This window comes from Streptomyces sp. CLCI03 (assembly GCF_053615355.1).
The window spans coordinates 6,962,013-6,976,768 of sequence record NZ_CM132132.1 but is presented as its reverse complement, the minus strand read 5'-3'; the positions used below and the strand labels follow the sequence as shown (position 1 = coordinate 6,976,768).

Here is a 14,756-nt window from a genome sequence, read left to right as displayed (position 1 = left end):
CTAGCTGCCTTCGCGCCAGGCCCGCCACAGTCGTGCGTAGCGGCCGCCCAGGGCCACCAGTTCCTCGTGCGTCCCCTGCTCCACGACGCGACCCGCGTCCAGTACGGCGATCCGGTCCGCCGCCATCGCCTGGGTGAGTCGGTGGGCCACGAACAGCGTGGTCCGGCCCGCGCACGCGGCGAGCACGGCCCGTTCCAGCTCGGCCGCGCCCTCGCTGCCCGCCTCCGCCGTGGACTCGTCGAGCACCACCACGGGGGTGCGGCCCAGCACCAGCCGGGCCAGGGCGACATGGGCGACCTTGGTGACGTCGAGGCGTTCGCCGCCCTCGCCGACCGGGGTGTTCAGCCCCTCGGGCAGCGCGTCGACCCATCCGTCGGCGCCGACGGTGCGCAGCGCGTCCAGCAGGTGGGCGTCGGTCGCCTCCGGTGCGGCCAGGCGCAGGTCCTCGGCGAGCGGACCGGAGAAGACGTGCGTCTCCTGGGTCAGGATGCTGACCAGGGCGCGCGCGCCGGCCTCGTCGAGGCCGGCGAGGTCGGTGGACCCTATGCGTACCGATCCGCTCTGCGGGGTGCCGATGCCCGCGATCAGTGCGGCCAGGGTGGATTTGCCGGCGCCCGTCGCCCCGACGAGGGCGAGCGAGGTGCCGGCCGGGATGGTGAGGTCGACGTCGCGGACGACCGGTTCCTCGGAGTCGGGGTAGCGGAACGTCAGCCCCGTGACCTCGACGGCCACCGGCCGCGGCGCGTCCGTGGCGCCCGCCACGGCCAGGGCGCCCACCAGCCGGTCCTCCGCCTCCTCCTCCAGCACTCCGACCAGGCGGGTCAGGCTCGCGCCCGACTTCTGCGCCTCGTCGAAGGTGAACATGATGGAGCCCAGCGGGGTGAAGAGGCGGTGGAAGAGCAGCGGGGCCGCGGAGACCTCGCCGAGGGTGGCGGCGTCGGCCTCCAGCAGCGCGTACCCGACCACGATGATCAAGGTGAGGCCGATGAACTCGGCGCGGTTCTCCCGGCCGACGAACCGGCCGAAGAGCCGGAACACCTCGACGCCGAGGTCGCGTACCCGCCAGGACTCCTGGGTGACCTTCTCCCGGACGGCCCCTTCGAGGCGGTACGCCCGGACCGTGTCGATCCCGTTCAGTCCGCTGATCAGGGCCTGCGCCCGGTCGGCCTGGGCCGCCCGCTGCCCCCGGTAGAGCGGGGCGGAGCGGGGCAGGTACCAGCGCAGGGCCAGGCCGTACGCGGGCAGCGCGCAGGCGCCGGCCAGTCCGAGCCGCCAGTCCAGGCCGAACATGCCGAGCGTGGCGATGAAGACCAGCACCCCGGCCGAGAACACGGTGGGGACGGCCGTCCTGATGCCCTTGGAGAGGACGGCCACGTCGTCGCCGACCCGGGAGAGCACGTCTCCCCGGCCGACCTGCTCGACCCGGGCGCTCGGCATCCCGAGCACCGCCCGGACCGCGCCTTCGCGCAGCCGGGCGAGCAGGTCCGCGCCGAGTCGCCCGATGAGGTAGGTCGACAGGGCGGTGGCCGCCGCGCCGAGCAGCGCGGCGGCCACCATCAACACCCCGGTGGTGACGAGGATGGAGCGCGGTCCGCCCGCGACCACCCCGTCGACGACCCGGCCGAGCAGGAGCAGCGGGAGCACCTGGAGGGCCGCCCCCGCCACCGTGGTGAACACGGTGGCGAAGGTCAGCCAGGGCACCTCGCGGCAGTGCGTCACGACCCAGCGGGTGGCCTCGCGTCCGCTCGTCGTGCGCAGGGTCGACGGGGCGACGCGCGTGGCGGTGATGCTCACACCTGACCGACCGACTTGACGAGTTCGTCGATGGCGTACGGCAGGGAGAGCAGGGTGCCCTGGGACATGGCCGCGCCGACGGCCGGACCCTCGCTGTCGAGGAGGTAGGAGACCTTGCCGTTCTTGACCGCGTTCAGGTTGGTGAACAGCTGGAACTTCTTCAGGGCTTCCTGGTCCGCCTTGTCGGCGATGACGAAGATGCGGTCGACGTCGACGAGGTCCATGCGTTCCGGGGAGAGCGTGGTGTAGAACTTGCCGTCCGCGATCTTGTCGATCTCGGTCTGGCCCTTGTAGCCGATGCCCGTGACCAGTCGGCCGCGGACGTCGGTGGTGGTGAAGGGGGCCACCGAGTCCTTGTACCAGGACAACGGGACGGCCGTCTGGTTCGCGAACTCGGGGTGCGCCTTCTTGGCCGCGTCGAGCTTGTCCTGGATGCCCTTCACCAGCTCGGTGCCCTTGGCCTCCTGGCCGAGCGCCTTGCCGATGTGGACGGCGTTGTCCTGCCAGGGGGCGCTGAACGGCTCCTTCTCGGCCTTGGTGCGGCCCACGGTGGGGGCGATCTTGGAGAGCTTGTCGTAGCCGGCCTGGTCGATCTCGGAGTACACCGCGATGATCAGGTCCGGCCGCAGGGCCGCGATCTTCTCGTAGTTCGGGCCGGCGTCACCGTTGTTCATGATGACCTCGGGGCGGGTGTCGCCCCACTTCTCCTTCACCCACGGCCACTGGGTGTTGATGTCGGGGGAGGTGCCCGGCGGGTTCGGGTACTGATCGACCATGCCGACCGGCTTGATGCCGAACGCCAGGATGGCCTGGTCGTCCGTGTAGCCGACCGAGACGACCCGCTTGGGAGCCTTCTCCACCTTGGTGGATCCGAAGGCGTGCTCCACGGTGACCGGGAAGGTGCCCCCGGCGGCCGGGGCGTTGTCGCTCTTCTTGTCGGCCTGGTCCGCCGAATCGGAACCGCATCCGGCCAGGAGGCCGACACCGAGGGTCGCGGCAAAGACCCCGGCCGCCAACCGCTGCCAGGGCTTCGTACGTGTCGATCGATGGAAAAGCATCCGAAATCCCTTGCTTTCGTGCCGTCCATTGCAGTTCCGCCCGAGGGCAGCCAAACCCTACCGCGCCCAAGTGAGGCTAGCCTAGCCTTACTTGCGGCGTAACTTTGTTTGATCTATGAGGTGCGCACGTGGGCACGCCCGATGGGCACGATGAGCGGCCGGTCCCCGACCGGATCGTCGATCACCTTGGCGCGCAGTCCGAACGCCTCGTACAACAACTCAGCGGTGATCACGTCACGGGGATGCCCCTGCGCGAGGATCGAACCGGCCTTCATCACGATGAGGTTGTCGCTGTAGCGCGTGGCCAGGTTGAGGTCGTGCAGCACCAGGACCACGGTGCATCCCGACTCGTGGAGGTCGTCCACGAGGTCGAGCACGTCGATCGCGTGCGCCAGGTCCAGATACGTGGTCGGCTCGTCCAGCAGCAGCAGGTCGGTGCCCTGGGCCAGCGTCATCGAGATCCAGACCCGCTGCCGCTGGCCGCCGGACAGCGCGTCGACCGGGCGGTCGGCCAGGTCGGAGACCCCGGTCATGGCCAGGGCCCGCGCCACGACCTCGGCGTCGTCGGAGGACCACTGTCGTAGCCAACTCTGGTGCGGATGGCGGCCCCTGGCGACCAGGTCGGACACCGTGAGCCCCTCCGGCGCCACCGGAGCCTGAGGGAGCAGACCGAGCTTCCTGGCCACGTCCCGGGTCCTGAGCCGGCCGATGTCCTCGCCGTCGAGCACGACCGATCCGCTGCTCGGTTTGAGCAGCCGGGACAGGGTCCGCAACAGGGTGGACTTCCCGCAGCCGTTGGAGCCGATGATCGTGGTGATCACCCGTGGCGGGATCGACACGTGGAGGTCGTCGATGACGACCCGCCCGCCGTACCCGACCGTGACCCCTCTGGCCGCCAGCCGTACGGCCTCGTCCCCGTCGGTCTCGATTCCGGCGATCTGCGATACGGCCACAACTCCCCCTGAGGTAGGCATGTCTGAAGAGGTATCGACCCCCGGCTAGCGCAGATTGGCCCGCACCAGCAGGTAGATGAGGAAGGGGCCGCCGATCACGGCGGTCACCACGCCCACCGGGAGGGTGATCGGCAGTGCCGTACGGGCGACCAGGTCCGCGCCGATCAGCAGCAGGGCCCCGACCATCCCGGAGGCCGCCATGGGCGGTGTCGGGCACTTCGCCAGCCGCATCGCCACCTGGGGCGCCACCAGCGCGACGAACGGGACCGGCCCGGCCGCGCTCACCGCCACGCCGGCCAACAGCACGGCGCACAGCAGCAGCACCGCGCGCACCCTCGTGTACCGGACACCGAGGCCCGCGGCCACGTCGTCGCCGAGGTGCAGGGGCTTGAACTGGAACGCCACCACCGTCACGACGACCGTCAGGGCGGCGGTGCACCACAGCGCCACGCCCACGTCGTCCCACGACCGGTTGTCGAGCGAGCCGACCAGCCAGGCCTGGGCCCGGGCGACGTCCCTGATGTCGGCGGTGACCAGCAGCCAGGTCGTGATCGCCTCCATCACGGCGCTCACCGAGATGCCGATGAGGATGAGTCGGAAACCGTCGATCCCGCGCCGCCACGCCAGGAAGTAGACGAGCAGTCCCGTGCCGAGCCCGCCCGCGAGCGCCGCCCCGGACAGGCCCACGGAGCCCTCGACCGCCGCGGCGGTCCCGCCCGACACCGTCACCAGGAACACCGCGACCACGCCGGCGCCCCCGGTGATCCCCAGGATGTCCGGGCTGGCCAGCGGATTGCGCGCGATCGACTGGGTGATCGCCCCCGAGACCCCGAGCGCGACGCCCACCACCAGACCGGCCAGGGCCCGCGGCATCCGTAGGTCCATGATCACGAACCGGTCGACCTGCTCGCCCCCGCCCACGACCGTGGCGATGACCCGGGACAGGCCGATGGGGAAGTCCCCGACGCCGATGGAGACGCAGAACACGAGGAAGGTCGCCGCCGCCAGCAGCAGCGTGACGCACACGACCCAGGGCCGCCAGACGAACGAGACCGGACCGAGCCGCATGCCCGGCGTCACCGATGCCTTCACCTCGGTCCCGGTCATGCGCTCTTGAACTTTCCGCGCCACACCAGGGCCGCGAAGAACGGAGCCCCCAGGAGGGCCACGACGACCCCCGCGTCCAACTCCCCGGGCCGCACCAGCAGGCGCCCCACGATGTCGCAGACCAGCAGGACGATGGCGCCGAGCAGGCCCGCGTACGGCACCAGCCAACGGTAGTCCGGCCCGGTCAGGTACCGGGCCATGTGGGCCACCATCAGGCCGAGGAAGGCGATGGGGCCGCACGCCGCCGTGGCGGCTCCCGCGAGCAGGGTGATGGCGGCGATGCCGACGGTCCGACTGAGCACGATGTTCACCCCCAGCCCCCGGGCGACGTCGTCGCCGAGGTTGAGCAGGTTGAGGGCCGGCAGTGTGATCAGCGCGAGCACCAACCCGACGGCGATGAAGGCGATCACGGGCCCGATGACGTCGAACCCGACACCGGCCACGGAGCCCGCGTTCCAGAACCGCAGGGCGTTCAGCGAGGCCTTGTCGGACAGCGCGACCGCCGTGGTCATGGCGGCGAGGAACACCGTGACCCCCTGCCCGGCCAGAGCCAGGGTCAGCGGATTGCCGGCTCCCCGGCCGATGCTCGCCAGTCCGAAGACGACGACGCCCGCGACCGCGGCACCGAGGAAGGCGAACCACACGTATTGGAACGGGTCGGCGAACCCGAACAGGGCGATCACCAGCACCACGGCGAACGAGGCGCCCGAGTTCACGCCCAGCAGGCCCGTGTCGGCGATCGGATTGCGCGTGTACCCCTGGATCAGCGCCCCGCCGACCCCCAGGGCCACGCCCGCCACCAGCGCGAGCACCGTGCGCGGCACCCGTACGGTGCGCACGATGAGCCGTATCTCGGTGAGCCGCTGATCGGGGTCCGGCGCCGCCGACAACCCGCGCCACACCTCGGCGGGGGTCAGCGCCCGCGCGCCGACGGCCAGCGAGACCACCACGGCGGCCAGGAGGACCAGCACGAGGGTGACCGAGCCCACGACCCGCCGGCGGCGGGCCTCCGACACGCCCCGGGGCACGGGGCGTTCCACTGCGATCGTGCCCATGTCGCTCTACGTCATCCCTTCGATCCACCGGGGTGGCACGGCCGGTGGCACCCGCCACCACCCGGTCGGGTCGGCACGCCGACGCAGCCGCGACCGAAACTTAGGCAAAGCTAAGCTGATCCCACGGCACACTGTCGATAGACAAAACGGTCAGGCAGGGGTGGCGAACAACCAACTCGCCCTCAAATATGCACTGTTGAACGATTAGGTAACCCTAACCTTACTTGTCCGCGACGACGGCACGCAAACGCGCCCCGGCCCATGGCCGGGGCGCGCTTCGAGTCCGCGAGGAGTCCCGATCCGTCAGGTGTGCAGACGGCTGTTCGGACCGTCCTGGTCGCCGGCGCTCTCGTCGTTGAACCAGTAGTCGCCGGCCGCCAGGTACCGGAAGGAATGGGTGCTCCTGCTGGGCAGCTCGACGGTCACGGCGCGCTTGCCGTCCTTCCTGCGGGCCAGGGTGTGGACCCCGGGCTGCCAGTCGTTGAAGTCGCCCACCACACTGACCGGTCCCGGCGGGGTGTCGACGGGCAGGATGAAGGTGACCTCGGTGCGGTCCTTGCGCAGTTTGCGCTCCAGCATGGTGAGCTCCTGACAACGGCAGTGGGGGTGGTACGCCGCCCATAGTCGGCGGCGGACGCACCGGACGCACCCCGGCGCCGCCACTCCCACCACGGACCCACCACATCGAGTGACTCGCGGGCACGCGATGTCACCCTGCGTGTCGGCGCGCTCGGAGTGCGTCCCCTCCCGCTCCTGTCAAGGTACGAATGGCCGGGACTACGGCCTCGTCCCGCCCCCGGGCACGGTGGATATCGACCTTCCTGCGCAAGAGCAGGAGCGAATCGCCGTCCGTACCGGAGGCATCCATGTTCCGCCGCGCAGGGGCCTTCGTGACCCGTCACCCCCGACTCGTCCTCGTCGGCGCGCTCGTCTTCCTCGTCCTGTCCGTCGTGTTCGGCATGGACGCGGCCGGTCGGCTGAAGACACAGGGATACGACGATCCGCGGTCCGAGTCCAGCCGCGCCGCCCGACTGGTGGGCGAACGCCTGGGCGCCTCCCCCAACCTGGTGCTCGTCGCGCGCAGCGGCGGCGCTTCCGTGGACGACCCGGCCGTCCGCGGCGCGGGCGAGGAACTGACCGGCAGGCTCGCCGCGCAGCCGCACGTGAGCGCCGTGACCTCCTACTGGACCGACCGCGCGGCGGAGCTGCGCGGCCGCGACGGCCACGCGGCGATGCTGGTCGCGCACGTGGCCGGCGAGGGGGAGGAACTCGCGGCGCGGGCCGAGCGGCTGCGCGCGGAGCTGGCCGCCCCGGCCGACGCCGGGAAGCCCCTGACGGTGCACGTCGGCGGGAGCGCCCTGGTCGACGCCGAGCTCCAGGACATCTCGGAGTCCGACCTGAAGCGGGCCGAGTCCGTCGTCCTGCCGGGCACCCTGATCCTGCTGGTCCTGGTGTTCGGCAGCGTGGTCGCCGCCGCCCTGCCCCTGCTGATCGGGGTCCTCGCCATCGCCGGGACGCTGCTGGTCCTGAGCGTTCTCGGCAGTGTCACCGACGTGTCCGTGTTCGCGCTGAACCTCACCACGGCCCTCGGCCTGGGGCTCGGCATCGACTACGGACTGCTGGTCGTCTCCCGGTTCCGCGAGGAGCTGGCCGCCGGGTTCCTGCCCCGGACCGCCGCCGTACGGACCGTGCGCACCGCCGGTCACACCATCGCCTTCAGCGCCGCGACGGTCTCCGCCGCGCTCGCCACGCTGCTGGTGTTCCCGCCCTACTTCCTGCGCTCCTTCGCCTACGCGGGGATCGCCGTGGTGGCGATCGCCGCGGTGAGCGCCGTGACCGTACTGCCCGCCCTGCTCGCCCTGCTCGGGAAGCGGGTGAACGCCTGGGCCGTGCCGTGGCGCCGCACGGTCCGCTCCGGCTCCCGGTCCCGGTTCTGGGAGGGGCTGGCGCGGATCGTCGTACGCCGCCCGCTGATCGCGGCGCTGCCGGTGATCGGACTGCTGACGCTGCTCGCCGCGCCCTTCGCGCACGCCGATTTCGCCACCCCCGACGACCGGGCGCTGCCGGTCGGCGCGGCCGCCCGGCAGACCGGTGACCTGGTGCGCGACCGCTTCGACATGAAGGGCGCGAGCGCGCTGACGGTCGTCACCACACGCGCCGTCCCCCCGGGTGAGCGGGCGGAGTACGCCCGCCGCCTGTCCGCGTTCCCGCAGGTCGCCCAGGTCGTGGGAGCCGACGGCGGCTTCCGGTACGGCGAGCGGGCCGCCACGGCGACCGCCGGCACGGCCGGAGCGGGCGTCCGGACCGCCGGGCCCGTCGAGGGCCCGGTGCGGCTCTCCGTGGTGCCGCTGGTCGACCCCCAGTCGCACGCCGCCCAGCGGCTCGTCCGCGATGTCCGCGCGCTGCCCGGCCCGGCGGGCGCCGAGGTCCTCGTCGGCGGGCCGAGCGCCGTCCTGGTCGACGCCAAGGCCACCGTGGGTGACCGGATCCCCCTGGCGCTCGCGCTGATCTCCGTCACCACCTTCGTGCTGCTGCTGGGCTTCACGCGCAGCCTGCTGCTCCCGCTGAAGGCCATCGCGCTGAACGCCCTGAGTCTCGCGGCCGTCCTCGGCGCCATGGTCTGGGTCTTCCAGTCGGGTCATCTGCACCAGCTGCTCGGCTTCACCCCGGGACCCCTCAGTACGACCATGCCGGTCCTGCTGTTCTGCATCGTCTTCGGGCTCTCGGTGGACTACGAGGTGTTCGTCCTCGCCCGCATCAAGGAGGCGCACGACGCCGGGGAGGACAACGCCCGCTCGATCGTCACGGGCATGTCCCGCACGGGCGGCATCGTCACCACCGCCGGCGCCCTGCTCGCCTTCACCCTCCTGAGCTTCGGCACCTCGCGGGTGTCCCTCCTGCAGTTCTTCGGGATCGGCGCGGGCCTCGGTGTCCTCCTCGACGCCACGCTCGTCCGGGGTGTCCTCGTCCCCGCGCTGATGCGCCTGGCGGGCGGCCTGAACTGGTGGGCGCCGCGACCCGTCCGGCCCAAGGAGCCGCTGCCCGCGTCCCGTCCGCCGCCGGCTCCCGTCCGCAGGTGTCCCGCGGCCCGGCCCGCCCCGCGTACCCCGGCCCGCGCCCGGCACTGACCACCGCTCCGTACCCGTACCCGTCCCCTGTCCCCCGTCCCCCGTCCCCCGTCCCCCGCACGACCGTCCACCTCCCGCACGCTCCTCACGGCAAGGAAGAACTCCCATGACCGACATCGCCATCACCGGACTCGGCTGCCGCTTCCCCGGCGCTCCCGACATCAGCGCCTACTGGAAGCTCCTGCTGAGCGGGGAACGACAGTTCTCCGCCGTGCCGAAGGAGCGCTGGAACCATGAGACCTTCCACGAGCCCGGCAATCCGTCGGCCCCCCATGCCGCGTACACCGACCAGGTCGCCTTCCTGGACGACGTGGACCGCTTCGACGCCCTGCACTACGGCGTACCGCCCGCCCGCGCCCGGGCCATGGACCCGCAGCACCGGCTGCTGCTGGACGTCACCCGTGAAGCCCTCGACGACGCCGGGCTGGGCCGGGGAGACTTCGACCGGGAGAACACCGGGGTCTTCTGCGGCCTGTCGGTGTCCGACTACAAGGACCTCATGTCGGCCCCCATCCGGGCCATCGCCCTGGCCGAGGACGCCCAGCGGTCCGCCGGGGAGCCCGGTGACCTGCTCGACGCCGTCAAGGACCACGCGGGATCGCTCGGCACCGTCCAGGCCTTCAGCCTGCCGGGCAGCCTGCTCAACATGGCCCCGGGCACCGTCAGCCGGCACTTCGACCTCGGCGGGCCCAGCTTCGCGGTGGACGCCGCCTGCTCCGGCTCCCTCGTCGCCCTGGACCAGGCCATCGCCCAGCTGCGCCAGGGCAGCTGCCGCATCGCCGTCGTCGGTGGCGTGTACCTCAACCTCACCCCGGACAGCCTGATCGGCTTCTCCACGCTCCGGGCGCTCTCCGCCACCGGGATGTGCCGCCCCTTCGACGAGGCGGCCGACGGTTTCGTCCTCGGCGAGGGCGCCGGCGCCGTCGTCGTACGGCCGCTCGCCGACGCGCTCGCGGCGGGCGACCGGGTCTACGCCGTGATCAAGGGCATCGGCTCGGCCAACGACGGCGCGTCCCCCGGGCCGCTGGCGCCCGCTCCCGAGGGCCAGTTGCGCGCCATGCGCCGGGCCTACGACGACGCCGGGGTCGCCCCGTCCTCGGTGGACTTCCTGGAGGCCCACGGCACCGGTACCGCGACCGGGGACCGCGCCGAGGTCGAGGCGCTGCGCCGGCTGCGTACCGAGTACCCCGACGACGACCCCTCGCTGTGCTACGTCGGCGCCGGCAAGGCCCTCATCGGGCACTCGCTGTCCGCCGCGGGCATCGCCGGGCTGATCAAGACGGCGCTGGTGGTCCACCACCGGACGATCGTTCCGCAGCCGAAGACCGCCCCGCACCCGGGTCTGGGCATCGACGCCGCGGGCCTGCGGCTCGCCGACACGGCACGGCCCTTTCCGGACTCCGGCACTCCGCACCGGGCCGCCGTCAGCTCGTTCGGCTTCGGCGGGACGAACGTCCACGTCGTCCTGGAGGAGCGGCCCGCTCCCGCTCCCGTTCCCGGCGCGGACGCCCCGGACGCCGGCCCTCAGCTCGTCCTGCTCTCGGCCGGTGGTCCCGAGCAACTGGACCAGTACATCGGCGACGTTCTCGACGCACTCGACGCGGCGGACCCCGCCCCGCTGGCAGCCGTGGCCCACACCCTCGGCTCCCGCCGGCCGCTGACGGCCCGGCTCGCGATCGTCGCCGACGACACGAACGCGTTCGTCGAGCGGCTGCGTCACGCCCGCCGGCAGCTCGTCGAGGGCGAGCGGGGCGACCTCGGCGACGGGGCCTACGCCGCCGACGCCCCGCTGCCGGCCGAGCAGCGCCGCCTCGCCTTCGTCTACCCCGGTCAGGGCAGTCAGCGGCCGGGCATGATGCGGGACCTCCACGAGCGGTTCCCCGGTTTCCGGGCGACGGTCGACGGCCTCGGCGCCGCGGCCCGCGAGGACGCCGGCTTCGACATCGCCGAGCTGCTGTACGGCGAGCCGGCGACCACCGACGGCGACAGGGACAGGGACAGGGACAGCGGCGACGCCGGGGAGAACGGGCGCCGGCTCGCCTCCACCGAGGTGTGCCAGCCGCTGCTCGGGACCGTCCAGATCGCCACCACCCGGCTCCTCGCCGGCTTCGGCATCGCCCCCGACCTGGTCCTCGGCCACAGCGTCGGGGAGTTCGCCGCGGCCGCGGCGGCCGGCGCCCTCACCGACGAGGACACGGTGCGGCTGCTGGTGCACCGGGGCGCGACCCTCCGGGAGGCCGAGAGCTGCCTGCGCGGCGGGATGCTCGCCGTGCAGACCGACAAGGAGACCTGCCGCCGGCTGGTGAACGGCATCGACGACGTGTGGCTCGCCTGTTTCAACCAGCCGCGTCAGGTCGTGGTCAGTGGTACGCCGCAGGGTCTCGACGCCATGCGGCAGGCCTGCGCGCGGGCCGGGGTCGTCACGGTGGCGCTCGACGTGTCGAACGCCTTCCACTCGCCGCGGCTGGCCACCGCCGACGAGACGATGCGCGCCGACCTCGCCGGGCGCCCGGTCGGCAGCCCCGTCCTGCCGTTCGTCTCGTCCGTGGACGCGGCCGTCTGCACCGACCCCGAGCGGCTGCGCGAACTGTGGGCCCGCCACGCCTCCGCGCCGGTCCTGTTCGGCGACGCCGTGCGCACCGCCTACGACCAGGGGGCGCGCGTCTTCCTCCAGGTGACCGGCGGCAACTCGCTGCTCACCTCGGTCCGCCGCAACCTCGCCGACCACGGCGACGTCCACGTCGTCCCCGTCACCGGGGCGGCGCCGGACGGCGGGCAGTGCCTCGTCCGTGCCCTCGCCCGGCTCGCGGTCCTCGGTGCCCCGGTCGACCCGCGCGCCCTGGTCCCCCAGGAGGAGCGGCGCCTGCTCGACCTGCCGGTGGCCAAGCTCGCTGCCCAGTCCTACTGGGTCCCCCGTCGGCGCCCGGGGAAGACCGGTGCCCCCGTCCCCGCGCCCGCCCACCAGGGCCGGCCCGGGCCCCAGGCCCCGTCCGTATCCCCCGAGGAGATCACGATGAACGACTCGCCGCTCCGACCGATGGACGAACTGCGCCGGCTGGTCCAGCAGCAGACGGCGCTGCTCGCCCGCCTCGCCGAGACGCTTCCCGGGCCGAACGCAGCCACGGAGGCGGCGCTGCTGGCCCGCCTCGCCGAAACCCTCCCGGAGCTCCCCGAGATCCCCGAGCGGAGCCGGCCTGCCGAGAGCGACGCGGCGCCCACTGCCGCACCGGTCGTACCGGACGCGCCGGACGCGCCGGACGTACCGGACGTACCGGACGCACCGGCCGTCCCCGCCGCGCTCGCCGACGAGGCACCGGCACGGCCGGGGGTCGACATCACCGCCGTCCGGGAGTCCCTGCTCGCCCAGGTGGCCCGGGTCAGCGCCTTCCCCGTGGCGCACCTGCACGACGACCGGTCGCTGATCGACGACCTCGGTTTCGACTCGCTGATGCTGACCGACCTGTTCACCTCGCTCAAGCGACAGTGGCCCCGATGGACGCTCGACGAGACGGCCGCCGACAGGCCCACCATCGCCGGGATCATCGCGGTGATCGCGAGCGACCACGGCGACGCCGTACCGGCCCCCGTCCCCGAGCAGCGCACCGGAGCCGACGAGGTCCCGGCACCGCCGCCCACCGAGGTGGCCCCCGCTCCGCCCGTCGCTCCACCCGCCGGCCTTCGGGCGGCCACGGACCCGGTCGCCGCCCCGCTCCCCGAGGAGCACACCCGGATCGAGTGCTTCCCGGAGGTCACCGCCCACACCGAGCGCGTCGCGACGCTCTCCGAGCTGGGGCTGTCCAATCCGTACTTCCTCGTCCACGAGGGCGCGCTGACGGACACCACCGTGATCGACGGCCGGGAGCTCCTCTCCTTCTCCAGCTACAACTACCTGGGCATGGCCACCCACCCGCAGGTGAACGCGGCGGCCCACGAAGCGATAGAGCGCTGCGGCACCTCGGTCTCCGCCAGCCGCCTGCTCTCCGGCAGCCGACCGCTCCATGTGGAACTCGAGAGCGAGCTCGCCGACCTGCTCGGTTGCGAAGCGGCGATCACCCTGACCAACGGCCACGCCACCAACGTCACCGTGATCGGCCACCTCGTCGGCCCCGGGGACCTCATCGTCCACGACGCCCTCGCCCACGACAGCATCCTTCAGGGGTGCAGGCTCTCCGGCGCGACCCGGCGGCCCTTCCCCCACAACGACGCCCATGCCCTCGACGCCCTGCTGACGCAGGTCCGCGACCAGTACCGGCGGGTGCTCGTCGTCGTCGAAGGCGTCTACAGCATGGACGGCGACATCGCCGACCTGCCCGCCCTCGTCGACGTCAAGCGGCGGCACGGCGCGCTGCTGATGATCGACGAGGCGCACAGCATCGGGACGATCGGGCGGACCGGGCGCGGCGTCGGCGAGTACTACGGCATCGACCGCTCGGCCGTCGACCTCTGGTCGGGCACCCTGTCCAAGGCGCTGGCGAGCTGCGGGGGCTACGTCGCGGGGAGCCGCCCCGTCGTGGAGTACCTGCGCTACACCGTGCCGGGCTTCGTCTACAGCGCCGGAATGACCCCGGCCGACACCGCGGCCTCGCTGACCGCCCTGCGCATGCTGCGGGCCGAACCTCAGCGGGTGGCACGGCTCTCGGAGAATGCGGCGCTCTTCGTCCACCTCGCGCGCGAGGCGGGCATCAACACCGGGGACAGCCATGACACGCCGGTCGTACCGTGCATCGTCGGGGACTCGCTGAAGACCCTGCGGCTCGCGGAGGCCCTGTTCCAGCACGGCATCAGCGTCAACCCGATCCTCCATCCGGCCGTACCGGAGGAGCTGGCCCGGCTGCGGTTCTTCCTCACGTACGACCACACGCCCGGGCAGATCCGCCGGACCGTGGCCGCCCTGACCCGCGAGCTGCTGCTCCTCGACACGGCCCCGGTCTCATGACCTCCGCGGCCGTGGACGCCGGCTTCCCGGCCATCGCGCCGGGCCGGGTCCACCGATGGGGCGGAGCCCGCCTGATCGTCGCCCGGGCCGATGACCTCAGGCAGGTGCCCGCACTCTCACCGGCCGAGCGGCGCGTGCTCCGCACGCTGCCGGCCTGGCGGCAGGCCGAGTGGACGGCGGGTCGGTTCCTCGCCAAGCGGCTGGTGGGCGAGGTGGTCCCCGGGCCGGCGGACGGTGTGGAGATCCTCCCCCGGGAGGACGGCAGTCCCCGCGTCCTCGTCGGCGGCGGCCCGATGCCCGCCCTGCACCTCTCCATCAGCCACACCGCCAGGCACGTCGCCGCGGCGCTCGCGCCGGAACCGGTCGGGGTGGACCTGTGCGAGATCGACTCGGCCGACGCCGTGCGCCGGGTCGCGGACCATTTCCTGTCGCCCGAGGAACTCTCCCTCATCGGCACGGGACGGCCGGACGCCATGACCGGGGCCTGGGCGCTGAAGGAGGCCGCGGTCAAGGCCGACCGGAGCGGCATCTTCGGCGCCGCTCCGCTCGGCATCCCGATCCGCGGGCTCCGGCCGCCCCTCCTCGGCGGACGGCGCCGCGCCATGGTGTGGCGGGCGGGCGAGGCGGTGCTCGCCCTGGTCCTCGCGCACCCGGGTGACCGAGTGCCCCGCGTGACGGCATTGCGTTGGTGCTCCTTGCCCGGCGGGATCATTCTGGTCTGAGGA

9 protein-coding genes are annotated in these 14,756 nt (G+C 72.8%); 3 read left to right on the top strand and 6 right to left on the bottom strand.

The window, feature by feature from the left end; all coding sequences use genetic code 11:
* From ACWG52_RS32230 to ACWG52_RS32205, 6 genes are all read right to left on the bottom strand, one after another.
* On the bottom strand, window positions 1-1,794 hold the full coding sequence (locus ACWG52_RS32230) for an ABC transporter ATP-binding protein (RefSeq protein WP_389807248.1): 1,794 nt from the start codon (window positions 1,792-1,794) through the stop codon (window positions 1-3).
* The gene (locus ACWG52_RS32225; RefSeq protein WP_389807250.1) at window positions 1,791-2,852 is read right to left on the bottom strand and encodes an iron-siderophore ABC transporter substrate-binding protein; all 1,062 of its coding nucleotides are present in this window, start codon (window positions 2,850-2,852) and stop codon (window positions 1,791-1,793) included. The genes ACWG52_RS32230 and ACWG52_RS32225 overlap by 4 nt, the downstream gene beginning before the upstream one ends.
* Window positions 2,853-2,965: 113 nt before the next feature.
* On the bottom strand, window positions 2,966-3,805 hold the full coding sequence (locus tag ACWG52_RS32220) for an ABC transporter ATP-binding protein (RefSeq protein WP_453126667.1): 840 nt from the start codon (window positions 3,803-3,805) through the stop codon (window positions 2,966-2,968).
* Window positions 3,806-3,850: 45 nt separating this feature from the next.
* A complete protein-coding gene (locus tag ACWG52_RS32215; protein ID WP_389807252.1) occupies window positions 3,851-4,912 on the bottom strand; it encodes a FecCD family ABC transporter permease in 1,062 nt (353 codons plus the stop codon).
* A complete protein-coding gene (locus ACWG52_RS32210; RefSeq protein WP_390166856.1) occupies window positions 4,909-5,967 on the bottom strand; it encodes a FecCD family ABC transporter permease in 1,059 nt (352 codons plus the stop codon). The genes ACWG52_RS32215 and ACWG52_RS32210 overlap by 4 nt, the downstream gene beginning before the upstream one ends.
* A gap of 303 nt (window positions 5,968-6,270) precedes the next feature.
* Window positions 6,271-6,546, bottom strand: coding sequence for an isoamylase early set domain-containing protein (locus tag ACWG52_RS32205; RefSeq protein WP_033225103.1), 276 nt, complete (start codon window positions 6,544-6,546; stop codon window positions 6,271-6,273).
* Between the two features lie 311 nt (window positions 6,547-6,857).
* Between ACWG52_RS32205 and ACWG52_RS32200 the strand changes: the two genes are divergently transcribed.
* The 3 genes from ACWG52_RS32200 to ACWG52_RS32190 all read left to right on the top strand — a co-directional run bounded on the left by ACWG52_RS32200 (window position 6,858) and on the right by ACWG52_RS32190 (window position 14,753).
* Entirely contained in the window at window positions 6,858-9,095 is a 2,238-nt protein-coding gene (locus ACWG52_RS32200) for an MMPL family transporter (protein WP_389807254.1), read from the top strand.
* A gap of 106 nt (window positions 9,096-9,201) precedes the next feature.
* Complete coding sequence (locus ACWG52_RS32195) at window positions 9,202-14,031, top strand: aminotransferase class I/II-fold pyridoxal phosphate-dependent enzyme (protein WP_453126665.1); 4,830 nt, start codon at window positions 9,202-9,204, stop codon at window positions 14,029-14,031.
* The gene (locus ACWG52_RS32190; RefSeq protein WP_390166862.1) at window positions 14,028-14,753 is read left to right on the top strand and encodes a 4'-phosphopantetheinyl transferase family protein; all 726 of its coding nucleotides are present in this window, start codon (window positions 14,028-14,030) and stop codon (window positions 14,751-14,753) included. The genes ACWG52_RS32195 and ACWG52_RS32190 overlap by 4 nt, the downstream gene beginning before the upstream one ends.
* Window positions 14,754-14,756: the final 3 nt, after the last annotated feature.

What these genes read in the sequence shown, in the direction of transcription:
- ACWG52_RS32225 (WP_389807250.1), bottom strand. Translation starts at nt 2,852, where the DNA reads ATGCTTTTCCATCGATCGACACGTACGAAGCCCTGGCAGCGGTTGGCG.
- ACWG52_RS32215 (WP_389807252.1), bottom strand. Translation starts at nt 4,912, where the DNA reads ATGACCGGGACCGAGGTGAAGGCATCGGTGACGCCGGGCATGCGGCTC.
- ACWG52_RS32210 (WP_390166856.1), bottom strand. Translation starts at nt 5,967, where the DNA reads ATGGGCACGATCGCAGTGGAACGCCCCGTGCCCCGGGGCGTGTCGGAG.
- ACWG52_RS32205 (WP_033225103.1), bottom strand. Translation starts at nt 6,546, where the DNA reads ATGCTGGAGCGCAAACTGCGCAAGGACCGCACCGAGGTCACCTTCATC.
- ACWG52_RS32195 (WP_453126665.1), top strand. Translation starts at nt 9,202, where the DNA reads ATGACCGACATCGCCATCACCGGACTCGGCTGCCGCTTCCCCGGCGCT.
- ACWG52_RS32190 (WP_390166862.1), top strand. Translation starts at nt 14,028, where the DNA reads ATGACCTCCGCGGCCGTGGACGCCGGCTTCCCGGCCATCGCGCCGGGC.